At 63.9% G+C, this 24,519-nt stretch carries 22 protein-coding genes and 1 tRNA gene; 13 read left to right on the top strand and 10 right to left on the bottom strand.

Going from position 1 to position 24,519, the window contains the following annotated elements:
* The first annotated feature begins 7 nt into the window (after positions 1-7).
* Complete coding sequence (locus tag MUH00_RS15295; RefSeq protein ID WP_247000017.1) at positions 8-1,846, top strand: FAD-binding protein; 1,839 nt, start codon at positions 8-10, stop codon at positions 1,844-1,846.
* 55 nt (positions 1,847-1,901) lie between these two features.
* On the opposite strand, the gene MUH00_RS15290 is transcribed toward MUH00_RS15295, so the two are convergent.
* Positions 1,902-2,096, bottom strand: a complete 195-nt coding sequence (locus tag MUH00_RS15290) for a XapX domain-containing protein (protein WP_247000014.1) — start codon at positions 2,094-2,096, stop codon at positions 1,902-1,904.
* 134 nt (positions 2,097-2,230) lie between these two features.
* On the opposite strand from MUH00_RS15290, the gene MUH00_RS15285 reads away from it, so the two are divergent.
* Entirely contained in the window at positions 2,231-2,455 is a 225-nt protein-coding gene (locus tag MUH00_RS15285; RefSeq protein WP_247000012.1) for a MarR family transcriptional regulator, read from the top strand.
* Between the two features lie 75 nt (positions 2,456-2,530).
* On the opposite strand, the gene MUH00_RS15280 is transcribed toward MUH00_RS15285, so the two are convergent.
* A complete protein-coding gene (locus MUH00_RS15280) occupies positions 2,531-3,346 on the bottom strand; it encodes an HD domain-containing protein (RefSeq protein WP_247000011.1) in 816 nt (271 codons plus the stop codon).
* 47 nt (positions 3,347-3,393) lie between these two features.
* Positions 3,394-3,873: a redoxin domain-containing protein gene (locus MUH00_RS15275; protein WP_247000009.1), complete on the bottom strand. Its 480-nt coding sequence runs from the start codon at positions 3,871-3,873 to the stop codon at positions 3,394-3,396.
* Between the two features lie 1,103 nt (positions 3,874-4,976).
* Here MUH00_RS15275 and MUH00_RS15270 point away from each other — a divergent pair.
* The 4 genes from MUH00_RS15270 (at position 4,977) to MUH00_RS15255 (ending at position 7,991) form a co-directional block, all read left to right on the top strand.
* Positions 4,977-5,912 (top strand): D-glucuronyl C5-epimerase family protein, encoded by a 936-nt coding sequence (locus MUH00_RS15270; RefSeq protein WP_247000007.1) that lies wholly within the window; start codon positions 4,977-4,979, stop codon positions 5,910-5,912.
* A 142-nt stretch (positions 5,913-6,054) separates the two neighbouring features.
* Entirely contained in the window at positions 6,055-6,366 is a 312-nt protein-coding gene (gene tatA / locus MUH00_RS15265; RefSeq protein WP_247000004.1) for a twin-arginine translocase TatA/TatE family subunit, read from the top strand.
* Between the two features lie 11 nt (positions 6,367-6,377).
* Positions 6,378-6,450 (top strand) — tRNA-Arg (locus tag MUH00_RS15260).
* 314 nt (positions 6,451-6,764) lie between these two features.
* On the top strand, positions 6,765-7,991 hold the full coding sequence (locus tag MUH00_RS15255; RefSeq protein ID WP_247000003.1) for a polysaccharide deacetylase family protein: 1,227 nt from the start codon (positions 6,765-6,767) through the stop codon (positions 7,989-7,991).
* Positions 7,992-8,021: 30 nt separating this feature from the next.
* Here the strand turns inward: MUH00_RS15255 and MUH00_RS15250 are convergent, their stop codons facing one another.
* Together MUH00_RS15250 and MUH00_RS15245 are read right to left on the bottom strand one after the other, a co-directional pair.
* Complete coding sequence (locus MUH00_RS15250; RefSeq protein WP_247000000.1) at positions 8,022-9,257, bottom strand: acyl-CoA dehydrogenase family protein; 1,236 nt, start codon at positions 9,255-9,257, stop codon at positions 8,022-8,024.
* Between the two features lie 430 nt (positions 9,258-9,687).
* A complete protein-coding gene (locus MUH00_RS15245) occupies positions 9,688-10,455 on the bottom strand; it encodes an SDR family NAD(P)-dependent oxidoreductase (RefSeq protein ID WP_246999999.1) in 768 nt (255 codons plus the stop codon).
* A gap of 258 nt (positions 10,456-10,713) precedes the next feature.
* Here MUH00_RS15245 and MUH00_RS15240 point away from each other — a divergent pair, with 258 nt between their 5' ends.
* The 7 genes from MUH00_RS15240 to MUH00_RS15210 are packed head-to-tail and all read left to right on the top strand — an operon-like array spanning position 10,714 to position 19,846.
* Positions 10,714-14,436 (top strand): ATPase, T2SS/T4P/T4SS family, encoded by a 3,723-nt coding sequence (locus tag MUH00_RS15240; protein ID WP_246999997.1) that lies wholly within the window; start codon positions 10,714-10,716, stop codon positions 14,434-14,436.
* Complete coding sequence (locus tag MUH00_RS15235) at positions 14,433-16,496, top strand: type II secretion system F family protein (RefSeq protein WP_246999996.1); 2,064 nt, start codon at positions 14,433-14,435, stop codon at positions 16,494-16,496. The genes MUH00_RS15240 and MUH00_RS15235 overlap by 4 nt, the downstream gene beginning before the upstream one ends.
* 1 nt (position 16,497) lies before the next feature.
* A complete protein-coding gene (locus MUH00_RS15230; RefSeq protein ID WP_246999994.1) occupies positions 16,498-17,043 on the top strand; it encodes a DUF7287 family protein in 546 nt (181 codons plus the stop codon).
* A 4-nt stretch (positions 17,044-17,047) separates the two neighbouring features.
* Positions 17,048-17,683, top strand: coding sequence for a DUF7288 family protein (locus tag MUH00_RS15225; RefSeq protein WP_246999993.1), 636 nt, complete (start codon positions 17,048-17,050; stop codon positions 17,681-17,683).
* Positions 17,677-18,570, top strand: coding sequence for a hypothetical protein (locus tag MUH00_RS15220; RefSeq protein WP_246999991.1), 894 nt, complete (start codon positions 17,677-17,679; stop codon positions 18,568-18,570). Before MUH00_RS15225 ends, MUH00_RS15220 begins: the two co-directional genes overlap by 7 nt.
* A complete protein-coding gene (locus tag MUH00_RS15215; RefSeq protein ID WP_246999989.1) occupies positions 18,567-19,070 on the top strand; it encodes a DUF7266 family protein in 504 nt (167 codons plus the stop codon). The genes MUH00_RS15220 and MUH00_RS15215 overlap by 4 nt, the downstream gene beginning before the upstream one ends.
* Positions 19,067-19,846 carry a DUF7289 family protein gene (locus MUH00_RS15210; RefSeq protein WP_246999987.1) on the top strand — a complete coding sequence of 260 codons (780 nt, stop codon included), beginning with the start codon at positions 19,067-19,069 and terminating at the stop codon, positions 19,844-19,846. The genes MUH00_RS15215 and MUH00_RS15210 overlap by 4 nt, the downstream gene beginning before the upstream one ends.
* Before the next feature lie 49 nt (positions 19,847-19,895).
* On the opposite strand, the gene MUH00_RS15205 is transcribed toward MUH00_RS15210, so the two are convergent.
* The 5 genes from MUH00_RS15205 to MUH00_RS15185 form a co-directional block, all read right to left on the bottom strand.
* A complete protein-coding gene (locus MUH00_RS15205) occupies positions 19,896-21,188 on the bottom strand; it encodes a hypothetical protein (protein WP_246999985.1) in 1,293 nt (430 codons plus the stop codon).
* A 91-nt stretch (positions 21,189-21,279) separates the two neighbouring features.
* Positions 21,280-22,146: a CheR family methyltransferase gene (locus MUH00_RS15200; protein ID WP_246999983.1), complete on the bottom strand. Its 867-nt coding sequence runs from the start codon at positions 22,144-22,146 to the stop codon at positions 21,280-21,282.
* Positions 22,143-22,661, bottom strand: coding sequence for a chemotaxis protein CheD (locus MUH00_RS15195; protein WP_246999981.1), 519 nt, complete (start codon positions 22,659-22,661; stop codon positions 22,143-22,145). Before MUH00_RS15195 ends, MUH00_RS15200 begins: the two co-directional genes overlap by 4 nt.
* Positions 22,658-23,890, bottom strand: coding sequence for a chemotaxis protein CheC (locus MUH00_RS15190; protein WP_246999979.1), 1,233 nt, complete (start codon positions 23,888-23,890; stop codon positions 22,658-22,660). The genes MUH00_RS15195 and MUH00_RS15190 overlap by 4 nt, the downstream gene beginning before the upstream one ends.
* A complete protein-coding gene (locus tag MUH00_RS15185; protein ID WP_246999978.1) occupies positions 23,887-24,492 on the bottom strand; it encodes a chemotaxis protein CheC in 606 nt (201 codons plus the stop codon). Before MUH00_RS15185 ends, MUH00_RS15190 begins: the two co-directional genes overlap by 4 nt.
* Positions 24,493-24,519: the final 27 nt, after the last annotated feature.

The raw sequence follows: 24,519 nt of genomic DNA, 5'->3' as shown, positions 1-24,519 counted from the left end.
CGAAACTATGTACGAACACGACGTTATCGTGGTCGGCGCCGGCGGCGCCGGCCTCCGGGCCGCCATCGCAGCGCACGAAGCGGGCGCCGACGTGGCGATGGTTTCGAAGCTCCACCCCGTCCGCAGCCACACCGGCGCTGCGGAGGGCGGCATCAACGCGGCGCTCCAGGAAGGCGACGACTGGGAACTGCACGCCTACGACACGATGAAGGGGTCGGACTACCTGGGCGACGCCCCGGCCGTCGAGACCCTCGCGAAGACCGCTCCCGAGGAGACCATCAACCTCGAACACTGGGGGATGCCCTTTTCCCGCGAGGACGACGGTCGCGTCTCCCAGCGGCCGTTCGGCGGCCTCTCCTACCCGCGGACGACCTACGCCGGCGCGGAGACCGGTCACCACCTGCTGCACGTGATGTACGAGCAGGTCGTCAAGCGCGGCATCCAGGTCTACGACGAGTGGTACGTGATGAACCTGGCGACGACCGACGAACCCGATCCGAACGATCGCACCTGCCACGGCGTCGTCGCCTACGACGTCCAGTCCGGCAAAATCGACGGCTTCCGGGCGCGAAACGGCGTCGTCCTCGCGACCGGCGGGCCCGGGCAGGCGTTCGACCACACCACCAACGCCGTCTCCTGTACCGGCGACGGTCACGCGATGGCCTACCGCGCCGGCGCGCCGCTCGAGGACATGGAGTTCATCCAGTTCCACCCGACGTCGCTCCCCTCGACGGGCGTGCTCATCTCCGAGGGCGTCCGCGGTGAGGGCGGCATCCTCTACAACAACGAGGGCGAGCGCTTCATGTTCGAGTACGGCTACGCGAACAACTCCGGCGAACTCGCCTCCCGAGACGTCGTCGCCCGCGCCGAACTCACCGAAGTGGCGGAGGGACGGGGCGTCAACGACGAGTACGTCCACCTCGACATGCGCCACCTCGGCGAGGAGCGCATCATCGATCGCTTGGAGAACATCCTCCACTTGGCGGAGGACTTCGAGGGCGTCGACGGCCTCGTCGAGCCGATGCCGGTCAAGCCCGGCCAGCACTACGCGATGGGCGGCATCGAGACCGACGAAAACGGCCAGACCTGCATCGAGGGCCTCTACGCGGCGGGCGAGTGCGCCTGCGTCTCCGTCCACGGCGCCAACCGCCTGGGCGGGAACGCCCTGCCCGAACTGATCGTCTTCGGCAAGCGCGCCGGTCAGCACGCCGCAGGCGCCGACCTCGGCGATCCGGAGATCAAGACCGGCTTCGGCGAGGACGTCGAGGTCGAAGACGGCGTCGACCTCCCCGTCGAACCCGGCGACGCGGGTCTCGGCGCGGACGAGGGCGTCGCCGCGGACGGCGGGGTCTCGGCCGACGCCCAGGGTAGCCTCGAGCGCGCCGTCGAGCGGGAGCGCGAACGCGTCGATCGGCTGATGGACAAAAACGAGGGCATCCAGCACGCGGAGATCCGATCGAAGCTCCAGAACGCGATGACCGACTACGTGAACGTCTTCCGCACGAGCGACGGGATCAAGAAGGCGCTGCGGATCATCCGCGAGTGCCGCGAGGAGTACCAGGACGTCTACGTCGACGACCCGTCGCGGACGTTCAACACCGACCTCCAGCACACGATCGAGACGCGGAACCTGATCGACGTCGCCGAGACGATCGCCCTCGGCGCGCTCGTGCGCAACGAATTCCGCGGCGCCCACTGGCGCCAGGAGAACCAGGAGCGCGACGACGAGAACTGGCTCAAGCACACGCTCATCTCGTGGAACGAGGGCGAGCCGGAGATCTTCTACCGCCCCGTCATCCTCGAGGGCAAGGAGAAGACCTACGAGCCAAAGATCCGCAGTTACTGAGCCAAACCGCGGGCGATTTCGACGACTTTTTGCGACCGATCGCCGGGCCCCGCGATCAACTGCCGAGGGCTTCGAGGAGGTCCACACCGACGCCGAAGTAGTCGATCAGCTTGTAGCCGACGAAGATTCCGACGATTCCCATCACGCCGGGGAGTTCCGGCGGTGCGGGGATCGGAACGTTGAGAAAGCGAAACAGCGCCCCGGTTAGCAGTCCGGTCACGAGTGCGAGGACGGTAATGTGTGTTGACATCGGTTCTTCCTGCTGATTTTTCGCGGCGACTACAAAAGCATCGCGCCTGTCCCGTCGGGGATGGACCGACGCTCGATCGACAATCGTCGGAGACGGGCAGAAAGACTAACAGCGCACACGTGAATCCACCGCACATGGGCGCGTCACCGTCACGGGGGGAGGACGTCTCGGTTCCCGACGATCTCGATTCCGCGCGTGCGAAGCTCGTCTACCTGTACGTCGCGCTACACGGCGCCACGACGGTCGACGAGCTCCGATCGGCGCTCGGACTCAGCCGGGGGACGGTGCTCTCGATCACCGGAACGCTCCGCGGCGAGGGACACTTAGAGCGGACCAATCGGGGATTCGAAATCACCTGATCGGTGCCGTCGTCCGACCCAGCGCCGGGGGCGTTCCGTTGGCGCTGCGACCGGCCGGTGCCCGGGAGACGCGACCTACAGTTCGATCCGCTCGACGAGTTGGTCGTGGTTTTCGTTCGTGTTGACCGCGACGATCCGGATCTCGTCTTCGAGCCCCGAGCCCCGGAGTTTGGCCTTGAGCAGGTTGTCGACCTGGTAGACGCCCGCCGCGTTGGTCATCGCGATCTCGACCATCACGGGCCGGCTGTCGCCCTCCTGCAGCGACACGCTACTGATCGCCTGGCTCGAGAGGGTGTTGATGCCGCGACCGCCGTACTCGTAGGGGATCCGCGATCGGCCGCGCTCCATGTCGAGGGCGTCGGCGACGCGGATGACGCCCGCCTCGGTCGTCAGCGGCGTCTCGGCCTTGTGGTGACAGAGGATCGCGTGAAGCACCTCGGCCTTGACGCGGACTTGCTCGGCGAGGTCGTAGAACTCGGGGAGGATGCGATCGAGGACGTCCGCCGCGAGCGGGATCGAGTAGTAGACGTGTTCGTCGCGGTGGACGACGTGGCCGATGTCGTGCAGCGCCGCGGCCAGGGCGATGATGACGGACTCGTCCTCCTCGTCGAGACCCTGCTGGCGGGCCCCGTTGAAGTCCACGTCGCCGGCCTTCAGGAGTTCGTACAGACAGAGCGCGCGGTTGCGGACGATCTCGATGTGTTTCACGCCGTGGTCGTTGTAGCGCATCCGATCGACGGCGTTGACGTTTTGCGCTTCGAGGTAGGTCTGAATCTCCTCGTCGGTATCGACGAATTCGAGGACGCGATTGAGTTTTTCGTCGGGGAAATCGTGCTCCGCGTTGGGATCGTAGACGCGGCCGGCACTCTCGTCGTCGACAGAATCGCTCATACACGAACCTCGGGTGCGGACTAAAAAAGCGCTGCGACGGTGGTAGATTAGGCGGCGTCGGCGACGGCGTCCTCGACCTCGTCGTACTCCGGTTCGACCCCAGGATCGTCGCTGACCCACGCGTAGGCGATCTGACCGTCGCCGTCGACGACGAAGACGGAGCGTTTAGCGACGCCGTAGACGCCGAGGTCGGCGAAGTCCATCTCGACGTCGTAGTCCTCGATGAGCTCCTTGTTGAGGTCGCTGATGAGGCCGAACTCGAGGTCGTTCTGCTCGCGGAACTCGTTCAGCGTGAACGGGGAGTCGCGGCTGACGCCGTAGACCGTGGCGTCGACGTCCTCGAACGCCGCGAGGCGGTCCTGGAACGTACACATCTCCTCGGTGCAGACGCTGGTGAACGACCCGGGAAAGAACGCGAGGACGATCGGTGCCTCGTCGGCCAGGCGCTCAGAGAGGGTGAACGATTCGATGTCGCCGTTTGCGAGCGGTGCCGTGAAGTCCGGTGTGGCGTCTCCGGTCGTTGCCATCGTAGTCCACTTGCGAGTAAGACGGAAAGACAGTTTCGTTCGCGGAACGGAAATCGGGTGTTCGCGGGGGAGCATGGGGAAGTGACCTCCAGAACGAAATCGCAGGGATCCGCGGGGTGGCGATCGAGAACGGAGTCGTACCGACGATTTCAGGGCAGAAGCTCAAGGGTACGCGCCGAGATCCTACGGCAGGGGATGGGAACGAACGGAAGCCACCGCCGGCCGGTCGACGGCGATTCTGACTGCGAGCACGACCGTGACGTCGAGAGCCCGGCGGCCCGCTGTAACCACAAGAAACGATCGGCGACGGATCGACGACTTGGGCTGTGTTATGCCTGTCGCGAGACGAGCGCCAGCGATCGCGACCGATGGATCTGACCGGTCGGCGGGTCGTCGTGCGACGACCTGCTTCGATCTCGTCGGAACCGACGTCGACTCCGGCGGGGTTCCGTCGAAGGACCGTTCCGGTTCGATAACGTCCATGAAGGCGCTGCGTCGGGGACGTTTCTAGCTGAGTGGTCCAAAAAGATTATTTTCCCCATAGGTTAGGAATAAGTTACTACGTATATGCTCTCTGGAGGTATTTTCCGCAAAGTGATCTTCGAAAGCAATCTCTCGAAATCGTCGAACAACACGATCACTCAAATTTAGAACCACGGCCGCACCCAGACTGGCAGGGTTTCGGATCTCTCCGTCATAATGCGCATCTGTTATATGGGCTTGCTTCAGCGTACTATACGTCAGGAATAGCTAGATGATGGTGCATCGACGCCACGGACTTCCGCGTGGTGGCAGTTGCGACGGACCGCTGCAACCCATCTCCGCTCTTGGTATCCCAAACTACAACCCCCGACGTTTGGGGCGATCTCCGATCCGGTTCCACGTCGCCAACCGAAACGGGGCGTCGCTGCACCGATTTCAGAAAGACACCGGCAGTTATATTTCCGGACTAGCTCTCGGACAGTCATTGAGTCTAGAATCCACACCAACTGTTGATGGGTTCGACCGTTCCCGATCCGAGTTAGCAACAAAATTCACGATTCCGTGAAATCAGATCTCAGGGGTACAACTCTTTAACCCGGTCTACATAGTACGCCAGAAACATGATAGACCGCCGTTCGGTCCTGCGGTCCTTGACTGCTCCGTTTGCAGTAGCCGTAGGCGGGTGTGCGACGCCGAGGGCAACGCAAATAGAAACGAACCTCACACTCAACGAATTCGACTATAACGCGTGGCCCCAACGGACGACTAACGCAGTCCGTTTTGATCCCGAGACGGCGCTGACTCTCGATTTAAAGACGCACGGTGAGGACGATGCCGAATCAGTCCACGCGACGAAATCAGCACGAACGCTGATCGATCTCGCCCAGTGCATCCGTCATAGCGAATCCGACTCCAGCGTCTACGCGGAGGCAAGTCGTCGCTACGCCGAGCGATTCGTCGACACCGCGGCGACCGGCCCCCAGAACGGTCTGTATTTTCCATACGATTTCGACTTCCCTCTACACGGCGACGAAGACGAGCTTCTCACTGCCCCGTGGTACAGCGGGATGGGCCAGGGTATCGCCCTCAGCGCCTTCGCCCGGCTTGCACATCTGACCGACGACCAGTACTATTACGGAATCGCCGATCGAATCTGGACGACGCTCGCGACCCCGCGCCCAAGCGATACAGATGATCCTTGGGTCGTGACGATCGAGGACGGCCAGTATTGGATCGAAGAGTATCCGATTCACCCCCCTGCACACACGCTGAACGGCAAACTGTTCGCCGTCTGGGGATTGTACGAATACTGGCGCGTTACCGACCGAGAGACCGTCAAAAATCACACTCTCGCAGCAATGGATACGATATCTAAAACTATCGATGACTTCCGCGTTCCGGGAGATGTGAGCCTGTATTGCCTGAAACACGAGGTTCAGGACGAGTCATATCATCACACCCATATTATTCAACTAGACGATCTGTACCATCTGACCGGTTACGAACGATTCGCCGAGTACCGCGACGCCTTTCGCGACGATTTCGATCCCAAGTGACCGCACCACTTCCGTTCGGTCGCTGATCGACGTCCAACCCGCCGCGTTCCGCGTCGATCGCGGAAACGGGACGTAGCTGGGACGTTCCTAGCTGAGCGGTCCAAAAAGGTTATAATTGCCAGCCGGTAAGCCACGCATAGAGATGGTAGCCGAAATCGCACCGCTGTTCATCCCCGGCGCACCCGGGGGTCCGGAACTCTTGATCATCCTTTTCATCGCCATCTTGCTGTTCGGGGCGAACAAGATCCCGAAGCTGGCCCGCTCGACCGGCGAGGCGATGGGCGAATTCCAGAAGGGGCGTGAAAAGGTCGAAACGGAACTCGAAGAGATGCGCGACCAGGGCTTCGAGGAGGAGGACGAAGAGGACGACTTCGTCGACACCGAACCGGTCACCCGCGAGGAGACCGAATCGGAGATCGAATCAGAAACCGAATCGGAAACCGGATCCAACTGACGTTTTCGCCGGGGCGTGTGGCCTAGCGGAGAGGGCAGGAGGTTCCTAACCTTCTGATCGCGGGTTCGAATCCCGTCACGCCCGTTTTCCTGCGAGCGACAGCGCGAGCAGTGAAAACGGCCCAGGGATTCAAATCAGGGAGCAGCGAAGCGAGCACGTCCGCTCACGGTTCGAATCCCGCCACGCCCGAGATCGCACGGAAGAGCAACGACGCCTGCGAGCAACGCCGGACACGATCGCACCGTCCGGTCGTGCTCGGCGATCACTCTCGTCGCGCTCGCGACGCCGTCAGCCGCTTCGCGAGCGCTGCCGATCCGTCCGACGGCCGCCGGTACCGGATCGATCGCGTAGCCGACGCATTACTTTCCGCGTCGTTCGTATCCATCGTATCGAGGGTGATGAATCGGCGGACGTATCTCGCGACGGTGACGCTCTCGCTCGGCGGCTGTATGGACTACGGTACCGACCCGGAGGGAACCGAATCGGACGACGGGACGAGCGAGTTCGGCGAGGGAGCGGCGGAATCCGTCGCCGTCGAGGCCGGCACGTACGACGACTTCGACGAGCTCGACGACTGGCTGGTCGCCGCGGGGTCGCTCGAGGCGGACGAGAACCGGGCGTATACGGGCTCGCAATCGGCGCGGCTCGAGGCGACCGACGCCGACGACCGGGTCGGCATCGTCACCGCGCCCGATCGATCGCTGGACCTGTCCGGACACGTCCCCGGACTAGCGGTGGCCGCGGACGAGGCATCGCCCCTTCGCGTGGAGGTCTACGACGGCGACGGGGATTTCGTCAGGTACCGGACGCGGGTCGAGGGCGGCCTCCCCATCATGCGCCACAATTTCGGCGTCTCGTACGTCGCCGGGGAGCCGGATCTAACGGCGATTTCCCGGATCGAACTGAGTCGACCGGCGGGCGACGAGTCGGCGGCCGACGTCTGGGTCGACGACCTGCACTTCGTTCCCCGACCCGACGCGGGCGTCGTGTTGCTCCAGTTCGACGGCGGCTACGAGACGGACTACACGCGCGCGCTGCCGATCCTCGAGGAGGCCGGCGTCCCGGCGACGACGTTCGTCACGCCCGATCGGCTTCGCGGGGACCCCGCACACGAGGGCGATCGATTGACGGTCGGGCAGGTCGAGACGCTCGCGAACGCCGGCTGGACGATCGCCAGTCACTCGGCCCGCGGGCTCGCGCTCACGAACGTGAGCGATCCGACGGCGGACGTCGTCGGCGCCGGCCGGTGGCTCGAGACGAACGGATACGGCGACGGCGCCCGGTTCCTCTCGTATCCGACGGGGCGGTACGACGAGTCCGTTCTGGCGCTGGCGGAGACGCATCACGACCTCGCGTTCGGGGGACGAGGCGCCGTTCACGGATACGTCACTAACCCGTCCCTGGTTCCGCGGGTCATCGGTCCGAACGCCGACGACGCGAGCGCGCTGATGGACCTAACGGCCGAGCTCGGCGGTATCACGTCGTTCGTCTTCCACCGACTCGACGACGAATCCGCCAGCGACCTCTCGGAGATCGTCGACGCCCTCGTCGACCGGGAATCCGCCGGCGACCTCTCGATCGCTACGCCCGCGGAACTCGCGGATCAGTACCGATATCGCGAGTGATGGGGCTGTCGCCGCCGTCGGATCCGTCGCTCAGCCGTCGAGCGGCTTGCTCGGTTCGCCGAACCGGGTGACGGGTTCGAGTTCGGCCTCGTCGACGTCCTCGAAGGCGTTTCGCGCGATGACGCGCCGGTGGACCTCGTCGGCGCCGTCGACGATGCGGAACTGGCGGACGGATTCGTAGAAGTCGGACAGCGGCAGATCCTTCCCGATGCCGTTGGCGCCGCAACACTGGACGGCGAGGTCGATCGCGTCCTGCGCGACGTTCGCGGTGAATACCTTGCACATGGAGACGGGAACCCGGGCCTGATCGCCGGCGCTGATCCGATCGGCCGCGTCGCGGATCGCCGTCCGGGCGACGTGCAGTCGCGTCTCCGCGTCGGCGATCCGGTGGCGTAGCGCCTGCTTGTCCGACAGCGTCGAGCCGAACCCCTCGCGCTCACTCGTGTAGGCTTTCGCGATGTCGAGCGATCGCTGGGCCATCCCCGAGAACCGCATGCAGTGGGTGAGTCGAGCGGGGCCGAGTCGCTCCTGTGCGTGGGTGAAGCCCTCGTTCAGTTCGCCGAGCAGGTGTTCCTCGGGGACGCGGACGCCGTCGTAGACGATTTCGGCGTGGGACTCGCTGCGAGCGCCGCCGCCCATGTGGGGAACGTTCCGGACGATCTCGACGCCGTCGGCGTCGGCGGGGACGACGAAGATCGAACAGCCCTGGTAGGGGTGGGCGTCCTCGTCGGTCCGGGCGAGGACGAACAGGACGTCGGCCTCGACGCCCTGGGTGGTCCACCACTTGTGGCCGTCGATGACCCACTCGTCGCCGTCCTTCTCGGCGGTGGTCCGAATCATCTTCGGGTCCGATCCGGCGCCCTGCATGGGTTCGGTCATCGAGAATCCCGATTTGATGTCGCCCGCGACGAGCGGTTCGAGGTACTGCTCCTTTTGCGTCTCGTCGCCCGCGAGCTCGAGGAGGTGCATGTTCCCCTCGTCCGGCGCGTCGACGCGCATCGCGATCGCGCCGAGAACGCTGCGTCCGGCCTCCTCGAAGACGGGCAGCGCGTCTCGGAAGTCGATCCCCATGCCGCCGTGCGGTTCGGAAATCTGGGGCGCGTAGACGCCGTACTCGCGCGCCGCTTCGCGAAGCTCCGCCACCGTACCGTTCGAGACGGCCGTGCCGCCGGCGCGTTCGCGTTCGATCGGAAGCACCACCTCCTCCATCAGATCGTGTGCGCGCTGGGCGAGTTCCCGAGCCTGATCCGAGTCATCGTATCGCATGTTCGCTCTTCGTTCGCACTCTCAACAGGTATATCTGCCGTTCGATGTGGTAAGCAAAACGCCAAATATTCTACCTTCGGTAATTATTTTGGCCAATTTAGCTTACGAGAACAGCACCATGAGAATCATATTGACGGCTGGAAATCTGGCGCGATCAGATTGGCTGGAGACCGATCGGCTCGACGAGGGACGCTCGGACGAGCCCGGTTCCGGGCGGCGTCGACGATCTACGAGGTGGTCGCCTTCGGCGAGGTGGTTCCGCGGCGCCAACTCGAAGGCGACGGCGACGAGCCTCGTCGACGGGGCAGACGGCGGATAACCGCGCGATCTCGGTCTCGAATTCCGCCGTTGCGTTCGCTCCGGCGGTGCGAATCGACGGCGCGTTCCCGACCGGTTTTCTAGCCGACTCTACCAACGGGACCGTGAACGATCACCGCGCCGTCCAGCCGCCGTCGGCGGCGAGCACCGCGCCGGTGACGTAGCTCGCGGCGTCGCTCGCGAGGAAGACCGCCGGCCCGGCGATCTCTTCCGGATCGGCGAACCGACCGAGCGGCGTGCGATCGAGGATCGACCGCCGGAGTTCTTCGTTCGCTTCGAGGTCCTCGGTCAGTTCCGTCGAGACGTAGCCGGGAGCGATCGCGTTGACCCGCACGTCGGGCGCCCAGTCGAGCGCGACGCTCTTCGTGAGGCCGACCAGGCCGTGTTTCGACGCGACATACGGGTGCTGGCGCGGGAGGCCGACCAGGCCGCCGACGCTGGCGACGTTGATCACCGATCCGCCGTCGCTCTCGAGCAGCGAGTCGGCGGCCGCGGTCGTCACCTCGTAGGCGCCGTCGAGATTCACGCCGAGTACCCGATCGAAGCTCTCCGCGGGGACGTCCTCCGGGCGGCCGAGCGCGTCGTCGGGATTGAAGCCGGCGTTGTTGACGACCACGTCGACGGGGCCGAAGGCGTCCTCCGCCGCGGCGATCGCGTTCGTCACGTCGTCCGGATCGGTTACGTCCGCGGGGACGGCCAGCGCGTCGCCGCCGTCGTCGTCGATCGTCTCGGCGACCGTCTCGATCTCGTCGGTCGATCGGGCTGCGGGAACGACCGCCGCACCCGCGGTCGCGAGTTCGACGGCGATCGCGCGACCGATGCCGCGGCCGCCGCCGGTTACCAGTGCGACTCGTCCGGAGAGGTCGAAGAGTTCACTCATGAACTGCCACGTGTCGTCCCTCACGAGGGCCGTTCTTGTCGACCTTTCCGATCGGCGGACCTCGATTGACGATACCATACGAGGTGTTATGATACAGAACTTACTCTTCGGGCATTCGTTTCTCCGATCATATGATGGAACTGAAACATCCTGGCGTGTGACTCCAGAAGTAGATGTTACGGCCTCCACCCGCTGAAATTATCAGAAGTGGTAATGTGTGCATGAATTTTTTGAAGGGTGAGTGATAGGGTGGTTCCAATGGCTATTGACGAGGCCGACCAGTCGGATGCCGGGCACTTTTCTGACGGCGAGGCGTCCGATTCTGCGTCGGAGGACAAACGATTCCACGAGTCAGACTCGGATTCGAGCGTCCGTGTCGGCGACTACACGTGGGCGGATTTCATGGCAGAACACGGGCACGGGGACGAAGTATCGAAGCTCTACCCCGACGATTCACCCGGGGCCGAGGATCAACTCGGTCTCGATACCGCCGGGGCGGCCGAACCGGCGATTCCGCGCGGCGCGGACTGGGAGCGGGTCGAGTTCGACCCCGCATCGTACCTGGGATTCCACCCGGACATCCTCGAATCGATCGTCGCGGACCCCGCGAAACCGAACGCCGAGGCGCTTTGGGACGTCTTTTTGGACTACGTCGACCCCGAGACGACGCCGGTCGTCAAGGACGTCTACACGTGGGAGCACTACAAGTGGGAGTACTACTACGAGGACGACGGCAGTCGACCCCGCGATGGCGACGGCGATATCATCCGTCACGACGAGGAAGACGCCCTCGGATTCGACCCTGACACGCTCGAGAGCCGGCTTTCGATCGGCGACGACATCGCGATGGAACTCGACGACATCGTCGAGGAGCGGACGGTCAACGTCCAGGATGACTTCGACGAGGACGAGTTCTTCTCGACGGCGGACGGCAACACCACCGTCACCAATCGCTACGACCTCGAGAAGGCCGTCCCGATGGAGAAGAAGACCCACTTCCAGGAGGTCGAGCGCTACTGGGTGAACAAACCCTACGCCTGCGTGGTCATCTTCCACTCCGAGAAGGAAAACGAGAAGAAGTACTCCGTGATCGAGCCGTACTGCAACGAGATCGAAGAGGAACTTCAGGAGTTCCTCTCCGGCAAACTCAGGACGGCGATCAAATACTCCGACGAGGGAATCAAAGAGAAAGCGAGCGAGGACGGCCGACGCGAGGTCATCGAGGAAGAGACCCAGCGGCTGTTAAAGCGGTACGATCTCTTCGAACGATCGTCGGACGGGACGACGACGATGGGGCTGTTGGAGACGGTCCGGAACCTCCTCGACGACGAGGACGACGAGACCGACGGGATCGAAGGACCGAAACAACTCCAGGGGATCGAGGTTCGACCGGAACCGGCGATCCTCGAGGACGACCCGGATACGCTGAACGAGTACCAGGTCGAAAAACTGCTGTACCTGCTGAAGCGCGATTTCATCGGCTACGAGCGGATCGACGGCATCAAACACGACATCAACGTCGAGGACATCTCCTGTGACGGCTACAACTCGCCGGTCTTCGTCTATCACTCGGAGTACGAGCAGATCATCTCCAACATCTACCACGGCAAAGAGGAGCTCGACGACTTCGTCGTCAAACTCGCCCAGCGATCGGGGAAGGGTATCAGCAAGCGGCTCCCGCAGGTCGACGCGACGCTCCCCGACGGCTCCCGCGCCCAGTTGACGCTCGGGCAAGAAGTGTCCGACCACGGGACCAACTACACGATCCGGCAGTTCAAGGACGTCCCGTTCACGCCGGTCGACCTCATCAACTGGAACACGTTCAGCTTAGACGAGATGGCGTTCCTCTGGCTTTGCATCGAGAACCACAAGAGCCTGATCTTCGCCGGCGGTACCGCGTCCGGGAAGACGACGTCGCTGAACGCCGTCTCGCTGTTCATTCCGAGCAACGCGAAGATCGTCTCGATCGAGGACACCCGCGAGGTCGAACTACCCCAGCGCAACTGGATCGCGAGCGTCACCCGGCCGTCGTTCGCCGACGACGAGCAGGGCGACGTCGACGAGTTCGACCTGCTGGAAGCCGCGCTCCGTCAGCGTCCCGACTACATCGTGATGGGCGAGATCCGCGGCGAGGAAGGACGGACACTGTTCCAGGTCATGTCGACCGGCCACACGACCTACACCACGTTCCACGCGGACTCCGTCGACGAGGTGTTGAAGCGGTTCACGACCGACCCGATCAACGTCTCGAAGACGATGTTCACCGCGCTGGATCTGGTGTCGATCCAGACCCAGACTCGGGTCCAGGGATCGAAGGTCCGCCGGAACAAGTCCCTGACGGAGATCAACCACTACGAGGCCGAACACGACGAGATCAACGTCCAGGACGTTTACCAGTGGCAGGCCGAGACCGACGAGTACCTCAAGATGGGGGACTCGAACACCTTAGAGGAGATCCAGTTCGATCGGGGCTGGAATTCGGAGAAACTCGAGGAGGAACTGTTCAAGCGACAGGTGATCATCGCGTACCTCATCAAGAACGAACTGAACACGTACGCGGAGGTCGCCGCGACGGTCCAGGCGTTCATCAACGATCCCGACACGATCCTCACGCTGATCGCGAACGGCAAGCTCGAGGACAGTCTCGAGGACCTCCGGGAGATGGAGAGCGTGCTGATCGACGTCGATCCGGAGAAGGAGGAACTCGTCCCGCGACCGGGATCGACGACAGAGACGTACAACCTCTCGATGGACATCCTCGAACGGGCCGAGGAGTCGCTGTTCGAGGAGTACCGCGGCAAAACCCCGAGCGGACTCGCGAGCGCCCTGAGCGACCTCGAAGACGTGGACCCGATCGGCGTCGGCCGTGCGGAGTCGGACGACTTCGACTTCGCGGGGGCCGTCGATAGTAGCATCGAGGAAGACGAGTGGGAACTCGGCGACGGGTCGATCGCGTTCGGCGCCGGAGCCGACGCCGAGTCGGAGGATCCCGCGTGGCTCAGCGACGACAGCGGGTTCGACCTCGACGGAGACGGGGACGACGGGGCGACGGCCGAAGCCGAGTCCGACGCGATCGGTGCGAACGCGACGGCACCAGCCGCGAACGCGGGCCCGAGCGGCGCGCAAAACGAGACGCCGGCGCTCCCCGGACGCGCGTCCGGCGCGAACGCCGAACCAGGTGACGGGAGCGGGGCCCTCGCACCCGACCCCGAAACCGGAACCGCCAGCGCCGAGAGCGAGTCGGGGGTTCTCCCGTCCGACGACGCCGACGATGGCGATCTCGGCGGATTGTTCGACGACATGGGTGAAACCCTGGACGAACTCGACGAGGCAGTCGGTACGCCGCCGGCCGAAGCGACCGAGGGAGCACCGGCGCGCGATACGTCCGCGTTCGACTCGCTGTTCCCCGACGACGACCTCGACTCCATCTTCGATCCGGACGGAGACGAACGGGAAACGGACGACTTCAGCGATCAGTTGAACCCGGACGAAACCAGCGGGGAGTCGACCGACGTCACCGTGCGGTTCGATGCTTCGGAGCTGGCGGACGATCGCAGCGAGGAACCAGTCGACGAGGACGAGCCGACGCCGCCGACGATCGAACTCGGCGAAGAATCGGCTGCCGAGGACGACGCGGAAGGCAGCGAGCTCGACGGCGATCGATCGCCCCCGGTCGAGGCGGACGACCCGCCGGGGTCGACGGACGAGCCGATCGGGACTGCGGATGCCGACGACAGTCGAGACGAGGCTGCGACTCCCGACGAGTCGGTGGCGGCGGACCGCGCCGACGACGGCGGGGACGGCTCGATATTCGGCGACGAATCGAGTTCGATCTTCAGCGACGACGAGGACGACGCGGCCGACGACGACGGATCGCTGTTCGATGCGGCCGACGACACCGACGACAATTCGATCTTCAAAACCGACGAGGAGGCCGACGGCGGAATCTTCGGTGAGAGCGACGAGGAGAGCGACACATGAGCCTGCGAACGGACACGAGCGGCGGCTCCAGTGACGTCTCGACGAGTTCCGACGCGTTCGGCGAGCGGTTCTATCCGCTGTACGTTCGCCTGTTCGGCGAGGAGAGCGAGTTCGTCGCCGACGTCGAGAAAAAACTCGCACAGGCGCGGATGACCGACACGGTCGAGCTCTACCTCTCCCGGGCGCTCGGCGTCGGCTTCATCGCCGGCCTCGGGCTCTGGCTGCTCGGGTTGATGCTCGGGTACGGGCTGTTCGCCACCGGCCTCGTCCGCGTCGACGCACTCCTCGGCATTCCGATCGGCAACGAGCAACTCCTCCATCTGATCGACACCCTTCGGGTTCCCGCGCTGGTGATCGGGACGGGAATCCTGTTCGGGACGATCGGATTCGCGCTCGGGTTCGGCTCGCTGGCGGCGATCCCCTACTCGCGGGCGTCGACGCGCAAGCGCGAGATCAATATGCTCCTGACCGACTCGGTCTCGTTCATGTACGCGCTGTCCGTCGGCGGGTTGAACCAACTCGAGATCATCGAGGCGATGGCACAGGCCGATGACACCTACGGCGAGGTCGCAAAGGAGTTCCAGAGCATCGTCAAGGAGACGGAGTACTTCGACGTCGACTACCGGACGGCGATCCGAAAGCAGGCACTGGAGACGCCGAGCGACGAACTCTCGCAGTTCCTGACCGACATGCTCTCGATCGTCAACAGCGGCGGCGACATGGAGAGCTTCCTCGAGGACAAGAAAGAAAAGCACATGCGGACCGCCAAACAGGAACAGGAGCTCACCCTCGAGACGCTCGAGCTGTTCGGCGAGATGTACATGACACTGTCGCTGTTCCCGCTGCTGTTGATCATCATCATGGTCATCATGCAGATGATGCCGCAAGCGAGCGTGACGAACGAGATGCTCTACCTGACCGTCTACGGGCTGATTCCGCTGACCGGAGTCGGCTTTATCGTCCTCGTTTCGACGGTCAAACACGACGAACCCGGCGACGGCTACCTGAGCCTGGGCGGGGGCGATCGCCGCGTCCGGAGCGAGCAAGAGCGCGGGCTGCTCAACCTCGGGCTCGTCGAGCAGTTCACCGGCGAGCACAGCGTCTTCGATCGGATCAAAAACCGCGAGGGGACCCACGAGACGATGACCGTCCTGACGCGGCCGCACATCTTCTTCCGGGACGATCCGCTGTACACGCTGTTTCTGACGGTCCCGATCGCGACGGTGGTCGTCGTGACGGCGATGGTGTCCAGCTCGGCGCCGACGTCCTGGGACGGGCTGCTGGCCAACCCCGTCTGGGGGACGTTCGTCTACCTGTACCTCCCGCTGTACGTCGTCGCGATTCCGCTGTCGATTTTCCGGGAGTGGAACGTTCGCCACCGGAACACCGTCGTCAACAAGCTCTCGGAGGACCTGCGGAAGCTCTCGAGCGCGAACGACACCGGGCTCACGCTGCTCGAGTCGCTCAAGTCGGTCTCGGACACGACGAGCGGGAAGCTGGCCCGCGAGTTCGAGATGATGCACACGAAGGTCAACTACGGGATGAGCCTGAAGGAGGCGCTCATCGAGTTCAACAACAAGTACCACATTCCACGACTCGCCCGAACGACGCGCCTGATCACGGAGGCACAGGAGGCGTCGAACCAGATTTCGGACGTGCTCCGGACGGCCGCTCGCGCCAGCGAGAACCACGACGACATCGAGCGCGAGCGCAAGTCGCGAACCCGGATGCAGGTCGTGATCATCATCATGACGTTCATGACGGTGCTCGCGGTGATCGCGATCCTCAAGACGCAGTTCATCGACACGATGGCGGGCCTCGAGACCAGCGGTTCGGACGTCGACACCGGCGGTGCCGGCGGGGAACTCGCCCAGGCGAACTTGAGCGAGAACGTCCAGATCGACCTGCTGTCGGTGTTGTTCTTTCACGCCGTGACGCTGCAGGCGATCATTTCCGGGTTCATCAGCGGCTACATCCGGGACGCGGACCTGCTGAGCGGACTCAAGTACGTGATCATCCTCGCGACGATCGCACTCGTGGGCTGGGCAGTGGTGGCCTAACATGACGCGCAGATACCGCTCGGGATCCCGATCCGGGACCGGAGGGGCGAAGACCGGTTCGGTCCCTCGCTCGGATCGGGGCCAGACCACGCAGGACTTCGCGGTCGGGATCGGGATCTTCATCCTGACGGTCGCGTTCGTCTTCATGTACGTCCCGTCGCTGTCGGCGCCCCACGAGTCGTCGATCAGCGGCGCCGAAACGGCGCAGGCCGATCGGATCGCGGACCGGATCGTCGAGAACGCGAGCACCGAGCGGCCCAACGAGCTCAACGCGACCACCTTCAAGGGCAACTACACGGGAGACTCCGAGGAGCTGGTCGCGACGCTCGGCCTCCGGGCGAGCAAAGATGCGAGCGGTGACGTCGATGCCGTCTTCGACAGGGTCAACGTCACGGTCGAACGACTCGACGGCACCCCAGTCGGATCCAACTGGAACGGCGGGCACACGTACGGGAACCAATCGGCGGCCAGTTCCGCTCGCATCGTCACCGTCGACGACTCGATCGATTGCGAGCCGGCCTGTCGGCTCATCGTGAGGGTCTGGTGAGACCATGCTCGACAGGACAGTGCAAACGGAACGGGCACAGGCGTACACGCTCGAGGGGTTCATCGGCGCGATGATCCTTCTGCTGGCGGTCCTCTTCGCCCTGCAGGCGGTCGTGATCACGCCGACGACCGGCGGTCTGGCCGATCGGACCGTCAAGGCGCAGCTGCAACAGGAATCCCAGGACGCGCTCACCGTCTCCAGCCAGGACGGAAACTTATCGGAGACGATCCGAAACTGGAACGAATCGGACGGGGCGTTCTACAACGCAACCGAACCCGCCAGCGGACAGGACGAGAAGACATACACGGCGTCCGAGTTCGCGAATCAGTCCAGGCTCGGCGCGATCCTGCACGATCGGTACACCAACGACGGCTGGAGCTACAACGTCGAACTCGTCTCCTACAACGACAGCGTCGACGGGTTCGAGAGCACCTACATGGTGTACCAGGGATCGCCGCCGTCGGACGCGTTCACCGCGAGTCACGTGGTGACGCTGTACGAGGACGACCTCCTCACGAGGCCGAATGAGTCAGGTGCCAAACCGACGCTCGCGGAGACCACCGAGTACCCGATTTCGCAGCGATCGAGCGGCGACAGCGGCGTCTACAATCTCGTCGAAGTGCGGGTGATACTATGGTAATGCCGGATCGGAACGACGATCGGACGGACGGTCACGACCGCGGACAGCTCATCCTCATCGGTGCGATCACGCTCGCGTTCATCATCCTCGGCGTCGTCGTCGTCTTCAACGGCGTGCTCTACACCGAAACGCTCTCCTCGACGGCGACGAACCAGGGCGCGTCGGACGACACTACGATCGAGGCCGAGATCGAGGGCGGTATCGGCGGAATCGCACGCTACGGAAACCTCGCCTGGGAAGCGGACGATCGCTCCGGGTACGAGAACGAACTCGAAGACGTCATCGAAGACGACGGCGGATTCGCCGAGCAGTACCTGAACGCGACCGCGAACAATCGACCGGTGGTGACGACGGTAGGCGGGGCGACCGTGCGTGAGGACGCCAGCGCCATTACCGACGCCGAGATAGGCGGGTCGAACGTCGAGTTGGTCGGATCCGAGCGGGTGGGCCACTTCGCGCTCGAACTGAGCCAGGGCGGTGGCGGCGAGGTCACCATCGATACGGAAAGCGACTCCGTCACGATCCGGGACGACGGCGGGACCTTCAACGTTACCGGTCTGAACAGCTGTCAGATCCACGGTGACGAAGTCCGGATCGACCTCGTTACCGGTGACGTCAACGCCTCGACCGACGGGGACTGCGGACTCGATCTTATCGACTACGAGGCGACGTACGATACGATCACCGTCACCGAACGTTTAGGCGGGGTAGACGGACGCTATAGCCTCGTCGCGAAAGGGACTGACACCGTCGATCTCTCGGCGATGCCGACGGTGAGCGAGCAACACGCCGGCGCCTGGACGGTCGAAATCGAGATCGAACGCGATTCGAACGACCTCTCCTACCAGAAAACCCACGAGTTCGACGTCTACGGTGATGGATCATGATCGGTCCGGGTCCCATCACACGCGACGATCGGGCGCTGTCGATCACCGTTACGCACGTGCTGACGATCGGCATCACGACGATTCTCATCTCGATGCTCCTGGTCTCCGCGGGGACGATGCTGGATTCGCAGACCGATCGAAGCGCCGAGAGCTCCCTGGAGACGATCGGGGAACGAATCGCCGGCGAGATCGCGGCCGGAGACCAGATTGCGGTGGGAAGCAGCGACGACGTGACCCTCACCGCCGAGCATCCGCGTCGGGTCGCGGGATCGGGGTATCGAGTGACGTTACTCGAGTCGACCCACTGCGACGAGGGGCCGTTGCTCACCGACGAGACCGACTGTCTGCGGTTGACGTCGTCCGGGTCGGACGTCGTCGTCTACGTTCCGCTGAAGGTCGATACGGACGTCGATCACGAGAGTTCGGCCGACGGAGGCCTGATCGAAATCAGGTACGACAGCGACCAGGACCACATCACGATCAGGAGTGGGTATCAATGAGAAGACCACGTGAAGCGCTCCGGACGAGAGGCGAATCGGATACTACTGATGATCGCGGCGTTACCGAGGTACTCGGGTTCATTCTCGTCTTCGCAACGATCCTGGGATCGGTTGGGCTTTTGTACATGACCGGATTCCAGGCGATGTCCGATTACCAGGAGAACGAACAGCTCACCAACGCCGAACGCGCGATGGACTCCCTCGCGGACAACTTCAACGACGTCGCCCGCTACGACGGCGTCGATCAGCGGTACGGCGAGCTCACGCTTCGCGGCGGGACGATTAGAACCGGCGGCGAAAGCACCACGATCGAAATAAACACCAGTAAAACGGATTCGAAAGAGATCGAACTCGGATCGCTGGTCTACGAGTCCGGCTCGGATACCATCGCCTACGAGGGCGGCGGCGTGTTTCGCGGAAACGGGGAGGGGAGTGCGGTCATCAAACAGCCACCGATCCGCTGCTCGGGCGATACCGTCGTCATCTCGATCGTGAAACTCGAGCACGACGACGAACGTTCGGTACAGAGTTCCGACGGCGTCGGACTGACCATTTCGGAGGTCGGCCGCGAACGGCAGACGAATATGTCCGAAATCGAGTCGTCACCGCCGACGAGAAAGGTGACGATAACCGTCGTGGACGACAAGCCGTACGGAGTCGGGTGGGGGCACGCGCTCAGGCGAAACGGCTGGAGCGATGCTGGGAGTGGCGAATACGTCTGCAAAGGCGTAGACCGACTGGAATTACAGCTCGTTACCGCGAAAGTCGACTACTGAACACGAACGGGACGTTCGATAGGCGTCTTTTCCCGATTCCGTCCCGCGATCAGTCCTGATCGGTGTCCCAGTCCCCAGTCACCATCGCTCGCAAGCCCGATCGATTTGCCAGATCCTCGACTCGCGCCGCTCGATCGGCGACGGTGCCGCCGGTGTTGAGATACAGGCCGTTCGAGAGCCGTTCGGCGGCGGTCATCGGCGTCCCGTCGGCGTGAACCGGCTCGTCGTTCAGGACGGTCTCGTCGCCATCGGACGGGCTCCACGGGACGGAAACGCCGGCCAGTCCCCGATCGAGGCAGTACTCCGCGGCGTGGACGAGCGCGTTCGTCGACGTCGAGTGACCGATCGCCCCGATCGAGCCGCGCTCGGCGAAAAAGCGGACCACGTACTCACCGGTGATGTCATCCCCGTCTCCATCGGGTGCCGCGTTCGCCTCGGTTTCGTCGGTCGTCCCCGCGTCGGCGTTCGGCGTGGTCGTTCGCTCCGCGCCGCCGTCCTCGTCCGTGGCCGAGTTCGAAGCGGGTCGGACCGATCGATCGGGGCCGTCCGCCGTCGTGCCGTCGGTGTCGTCGGGGGAACCGGAGGCGTCGGTGGCGTCGTCAGCGGCCTCCGGCGGTCGGTCCGTCGCGTCCGCCGCGTCCGTCATCGAGACCGTCGGATCGGAGAATCGTATCGCGACCCCGTCGTCGGGGCCGTCCGTTTCGGCGGCCGGCGGGAGCGGGACGTCGTCCGCGAACGACGTGACGAGGCCGTCGAGAAAGCGATCGGTTGCGGCGGCGAACTCCCGCTCGTACGTCCCGTCGGTCGCGTCGGTGAGCCTGTCGACGATAGCGTCGGCGAGGGTGGCGCGTTCGAGGGCGAGTTGGCGGGCGACGTGATCGCGCTCGTGCCGTTCGAGGCGGCGCTCGAGGGCGTCCCTGGTGAAGTGGTCGAACGCCGATTCGTAATCGACGATCTCTGCCATCCGACACTCGACGTGATCGACGTCGCTCGTGCCGGCGAACAAGAGCGCCTGCCGGCCGTTGGTGTAGATCGCTCGATCGACGCCCGTCCACACCATCGTTCGATAGATTTCCGACGCGCGGTCTCGATCGAGCGGTGCCGGGAACGGTTCGACGGCGACGAACAGGGCGGGAACCGACTCGACGAGACACGCGTATTCGAACGCCGTCTCGTCGACGGTGACGTCCGTTCGGCACGATTCGGCGTCCCCGTTCCAGCCGAGCGAGTCGAGAAGCGGGCCGACGACCCAGGCGCGCGTCTCCGCGAGGGTTTCGGGCGGCGAGGAGTCGACCAGCGCCCGGAACCGGGACGCGAACGGGCGGAGATCGAGATCGCTCATCGGACCGAGCTACTCCGGGCAGCGTGATGTAACGTCCGGTTGTCTATCACGAGCCGACGCCGCTCGTCGACGCGATGCGATCGACGCAGAATCAGAGGCGGGATCGGGTATCCGTACGGCCGGCGTTCGGATCGGTATCCGCGTTCGCCGGATCTCGCTGGTAGATCCGGAGCCGAGCGTTTCTGACGGAAAACGCCGATTTGAGGTTCGGCGGGATGGTTTCGGCTTTCCCGATGACGAGGTAGCCGTCCCGGCGGAGCGATCGCGAGATCGTCCGAAGCATCGGCTGCTTGTACTCGTTATCGATGTATATGAACAGGTTGCGACAGATGACGAGGTCGAACCCCGTCTTGGATTCGTCGTTGATCAGATCGTGCCGTTCGAACCTGACGTTTCGCTTCACCTCGTCGCCGATTTCGTACCGGCGGCCGTCGACGTCGACGTACGCCTCGTAGTCGTCGAGGAACTCGAGTTGCGCCGACAGATCGACGGTTCGCGAGTCGCAGTAGACGCCCGATCGAGCCGTCTCGAGAGCGGGTTCGCTGATGTCCGTCCCGAGCACGTGAACCGCGGACTCGTCGATTCGAGGGTCGGCGTGGGCGAGCAGCGACAACGAGTACGGTTCGCGCCCGTCCGCGCAGGCCGCGCTCCAGACGCGAACGGCGCCGTCGGCCGCCGAGAGTCGACGGAGCACCTCGCGGATGCCGGCCCAGACGTCCGGATTCCGAAAGAAGCCGGTCACGTTGATGCTCAGCGAATCGAGCAACGCCTCCTGCTCGTCCGGCTCGGTTCGCAGCCGGTCGAAGTACTCCTCGTACGTGGCCGACTGGGTTCGTCGCATTCGCGAGGAGATGCGGCGATCGAGATAGCTGTCGTTGTAGTGGCTCGTCGCGAACGACAGCTCGTCTTCGACGAACTCCAAGAGGGCGGTGAAGGCCACTTCGCGTCCGTCGCTCACAGCTCGGTCACTCCGTTGACGCCCTCGGCCGACGATTTCACCACGAGGTCGCCGGTCCCGGGCGTGAACTCGACGGTGCGGCCGTGTTCGCCGCCGACGTCTTCGGCGACGAGCGGGACGCCCAGCTTCTCGAGTTCCTCCTTCGCGGCGACGATGTTCCGCTGGCCGACGCCGTCGCCGAAGCTCTCGAACTCGAACATGTCGCTGCCGCCGGCGATCTTCGCTTCGACGGTCGTGTAGTTGGCGCCCTGTTCGACCATTCGTCGAAGGAGCGCTCGAATCGCGGTATCGGCGTACTTTCCGGGCTTGACGTCGCTGTTCTCCGCGGCGTCGCCGTCGGGCAGCATCGTGTGTGCGAGTCCGCCGATTTCGGTTTCCGGATCGTACAGCGCGATCGCGAGACAGGAGCCGAGTCCGTACGACTTCAGCGTGTCGTCGCCTTCGCTGACCGCCAGTTCGGAGATGCCAACCTGGACCGGCGTCGGCGCGCCCGGTTCTGTTCCGTACGTCTTCATGCGTTATCGACTTCCTGGAACTCCGCCGTCGTCGGCGCGTCTTCGATCCGATCGACGTCCAAGTTGTTCAGCGCCCGCTCGAGGTCGTCTTCGTCGGGAATCGCGTACACCTCGCAGTCGAACTCGCGCCCGTCCGCCACGACGACTGTGTCGAAGACGAACGCGAAGTCCTGGTTCTCCCCGAGTTGGATGATCACGGGATCGACCGCCGCGGCGCCGATGTCGTGGATGAACTCCGGAGTCGAGTGGTCGATCGTCGTATCCAGGACGTTCGCCCAGCCGTCGAGGAAGCCGCTGGCCATGATGTTCCCCAGTTCCTTGATGGCGCTGGTTCCCATCTGTCCGAATCCCTCCTCGTCGACGCTCGTCGGGACCATCGCCTCGACGATCTCGTGGGCGGATTCCTCGTCGAACAGGAAGACGAGATAGCCACTCGGCACCCCGTCAAACTCGAAGGCGACGCCGACGAGCGTCTCGTCTGCGATCTGTTCGGGTATTGCCTCGAGGGAAAGGAAGTTCAGTCGACGGATCTCGACGCTGGTCTCGATGCCGGTCAGGGTGGTCGCCGTCTTGGCCACTTCCTCGGCGCCGCGTTCTGCCATCCGATCGAAGCCGTCGAGTTTGTCGTAATCGATTCCGTCGCTCGTCCGCAACTGCTCTAAGAGCCGGGACATCGACCCCTGTTTCGGAAACAGGTAGTGACTGAACCCGACTTCGGTGCCGACCGTCTCGATCTGGCTCTGGAAGAGCAGCGCCAGGTCGTTCTCGCCCGGCGCCTCGTCGATGGTGCCGAAGTACGGCTCGGCCGTTTGCCCTTCGACGAACTCGGGCGTCGAGACGTCGATCACGGTTTCTAAGACGTCCGCCCAGCCGTCGATGAAGCCGCTGTTCATGATGTGGCCGACTTCGGTCGCCGCGCTTTTCGTCATCTCGTCGAACTCGTCCGCGGACTCCTCGAGGAGCGTCTCGACCATGCGGAGTGCGTTCTCGCGCTCGAAGACGATCACCGAGTACCCCTCGATCGCGCCGGTGAGTTTGACGCGTACGCCGACCTTGTCGGCGCCGTCGTCGAAGTCGCGTTCGATCTCTCGGCCGCGCATGAAGTTCAGCTTCGTCACGCCGACCCGTGTTTCGACGTCGGTCATGTGTGTCAGCCGTCCGGCGGCTAACCCGGCGCCCTCGCGGGCCATTCGGTAGAACGTTCCGAGTGCGTTGACGTCGAGTTTCATGCGGGTTGCACTTCGATCGCGTTGACCATTTCGACGAACTCCGCTAAGTCCGGGAACGCGTAGATTTCCGCTTCGATCTGGTAGCTGGGCACGGTCAGGTCGGAGTCGAAGAACAACGCGAGGTCGTCGCCGCCCAGCCCGGCCGTGCGAACGACGATGTCCCCCGCCGGCGCGTAGACCAGTTGCGGAGCCGCGATGTCGATCGCCCGACCGAGGACGTCCGCCCAGCCGTCGATGAAACCGCTGGCCATCATGTTCCCCATCTCCTCGACGGCGCTTCTGGCCATCTTGCCGGAGACGTCGGACATGTCGTCGACGACGTCGCGAAGCATGATCGCGGTGATCTTCTTCGCGCTCGCCTCCGGAAACAGGATCAGGATGTGTCCGTGCGGCGGGTCGAGCAGGCGGACGCGCACGCCGACGCGTTTGCCGGGTTCGAGCTGTGTTTCGATATCGTCGACGTCGACGAAGTTCGTCTTCGTTACTTCCATCTGGGCGTTCTCGCCCGTCAGCTTACTCATGTTGTCGGCGACGCCGTTCGTACCGACCTTTGCCATTTCGTTGATGAAGCTCAGTTTTCGGATGTCGACTTTCATCGTCATGAATTCCTCCGTGTATGTTCGCGTTCG

This window comes from Halosolutus gelatinilyticus (genome assembly GCF_023028105.1).
In the GTDB taxonomy this organism is placed as follows: Archaea; Halobacteriota; Halobacteria; order Halobacteriales; family Natrialbaceae; genus Halosolutus; species Halosolutus gelatinilyticus.
This window is presented reverse-complemented; position numbering and strand designations above follow the sequence as displayed.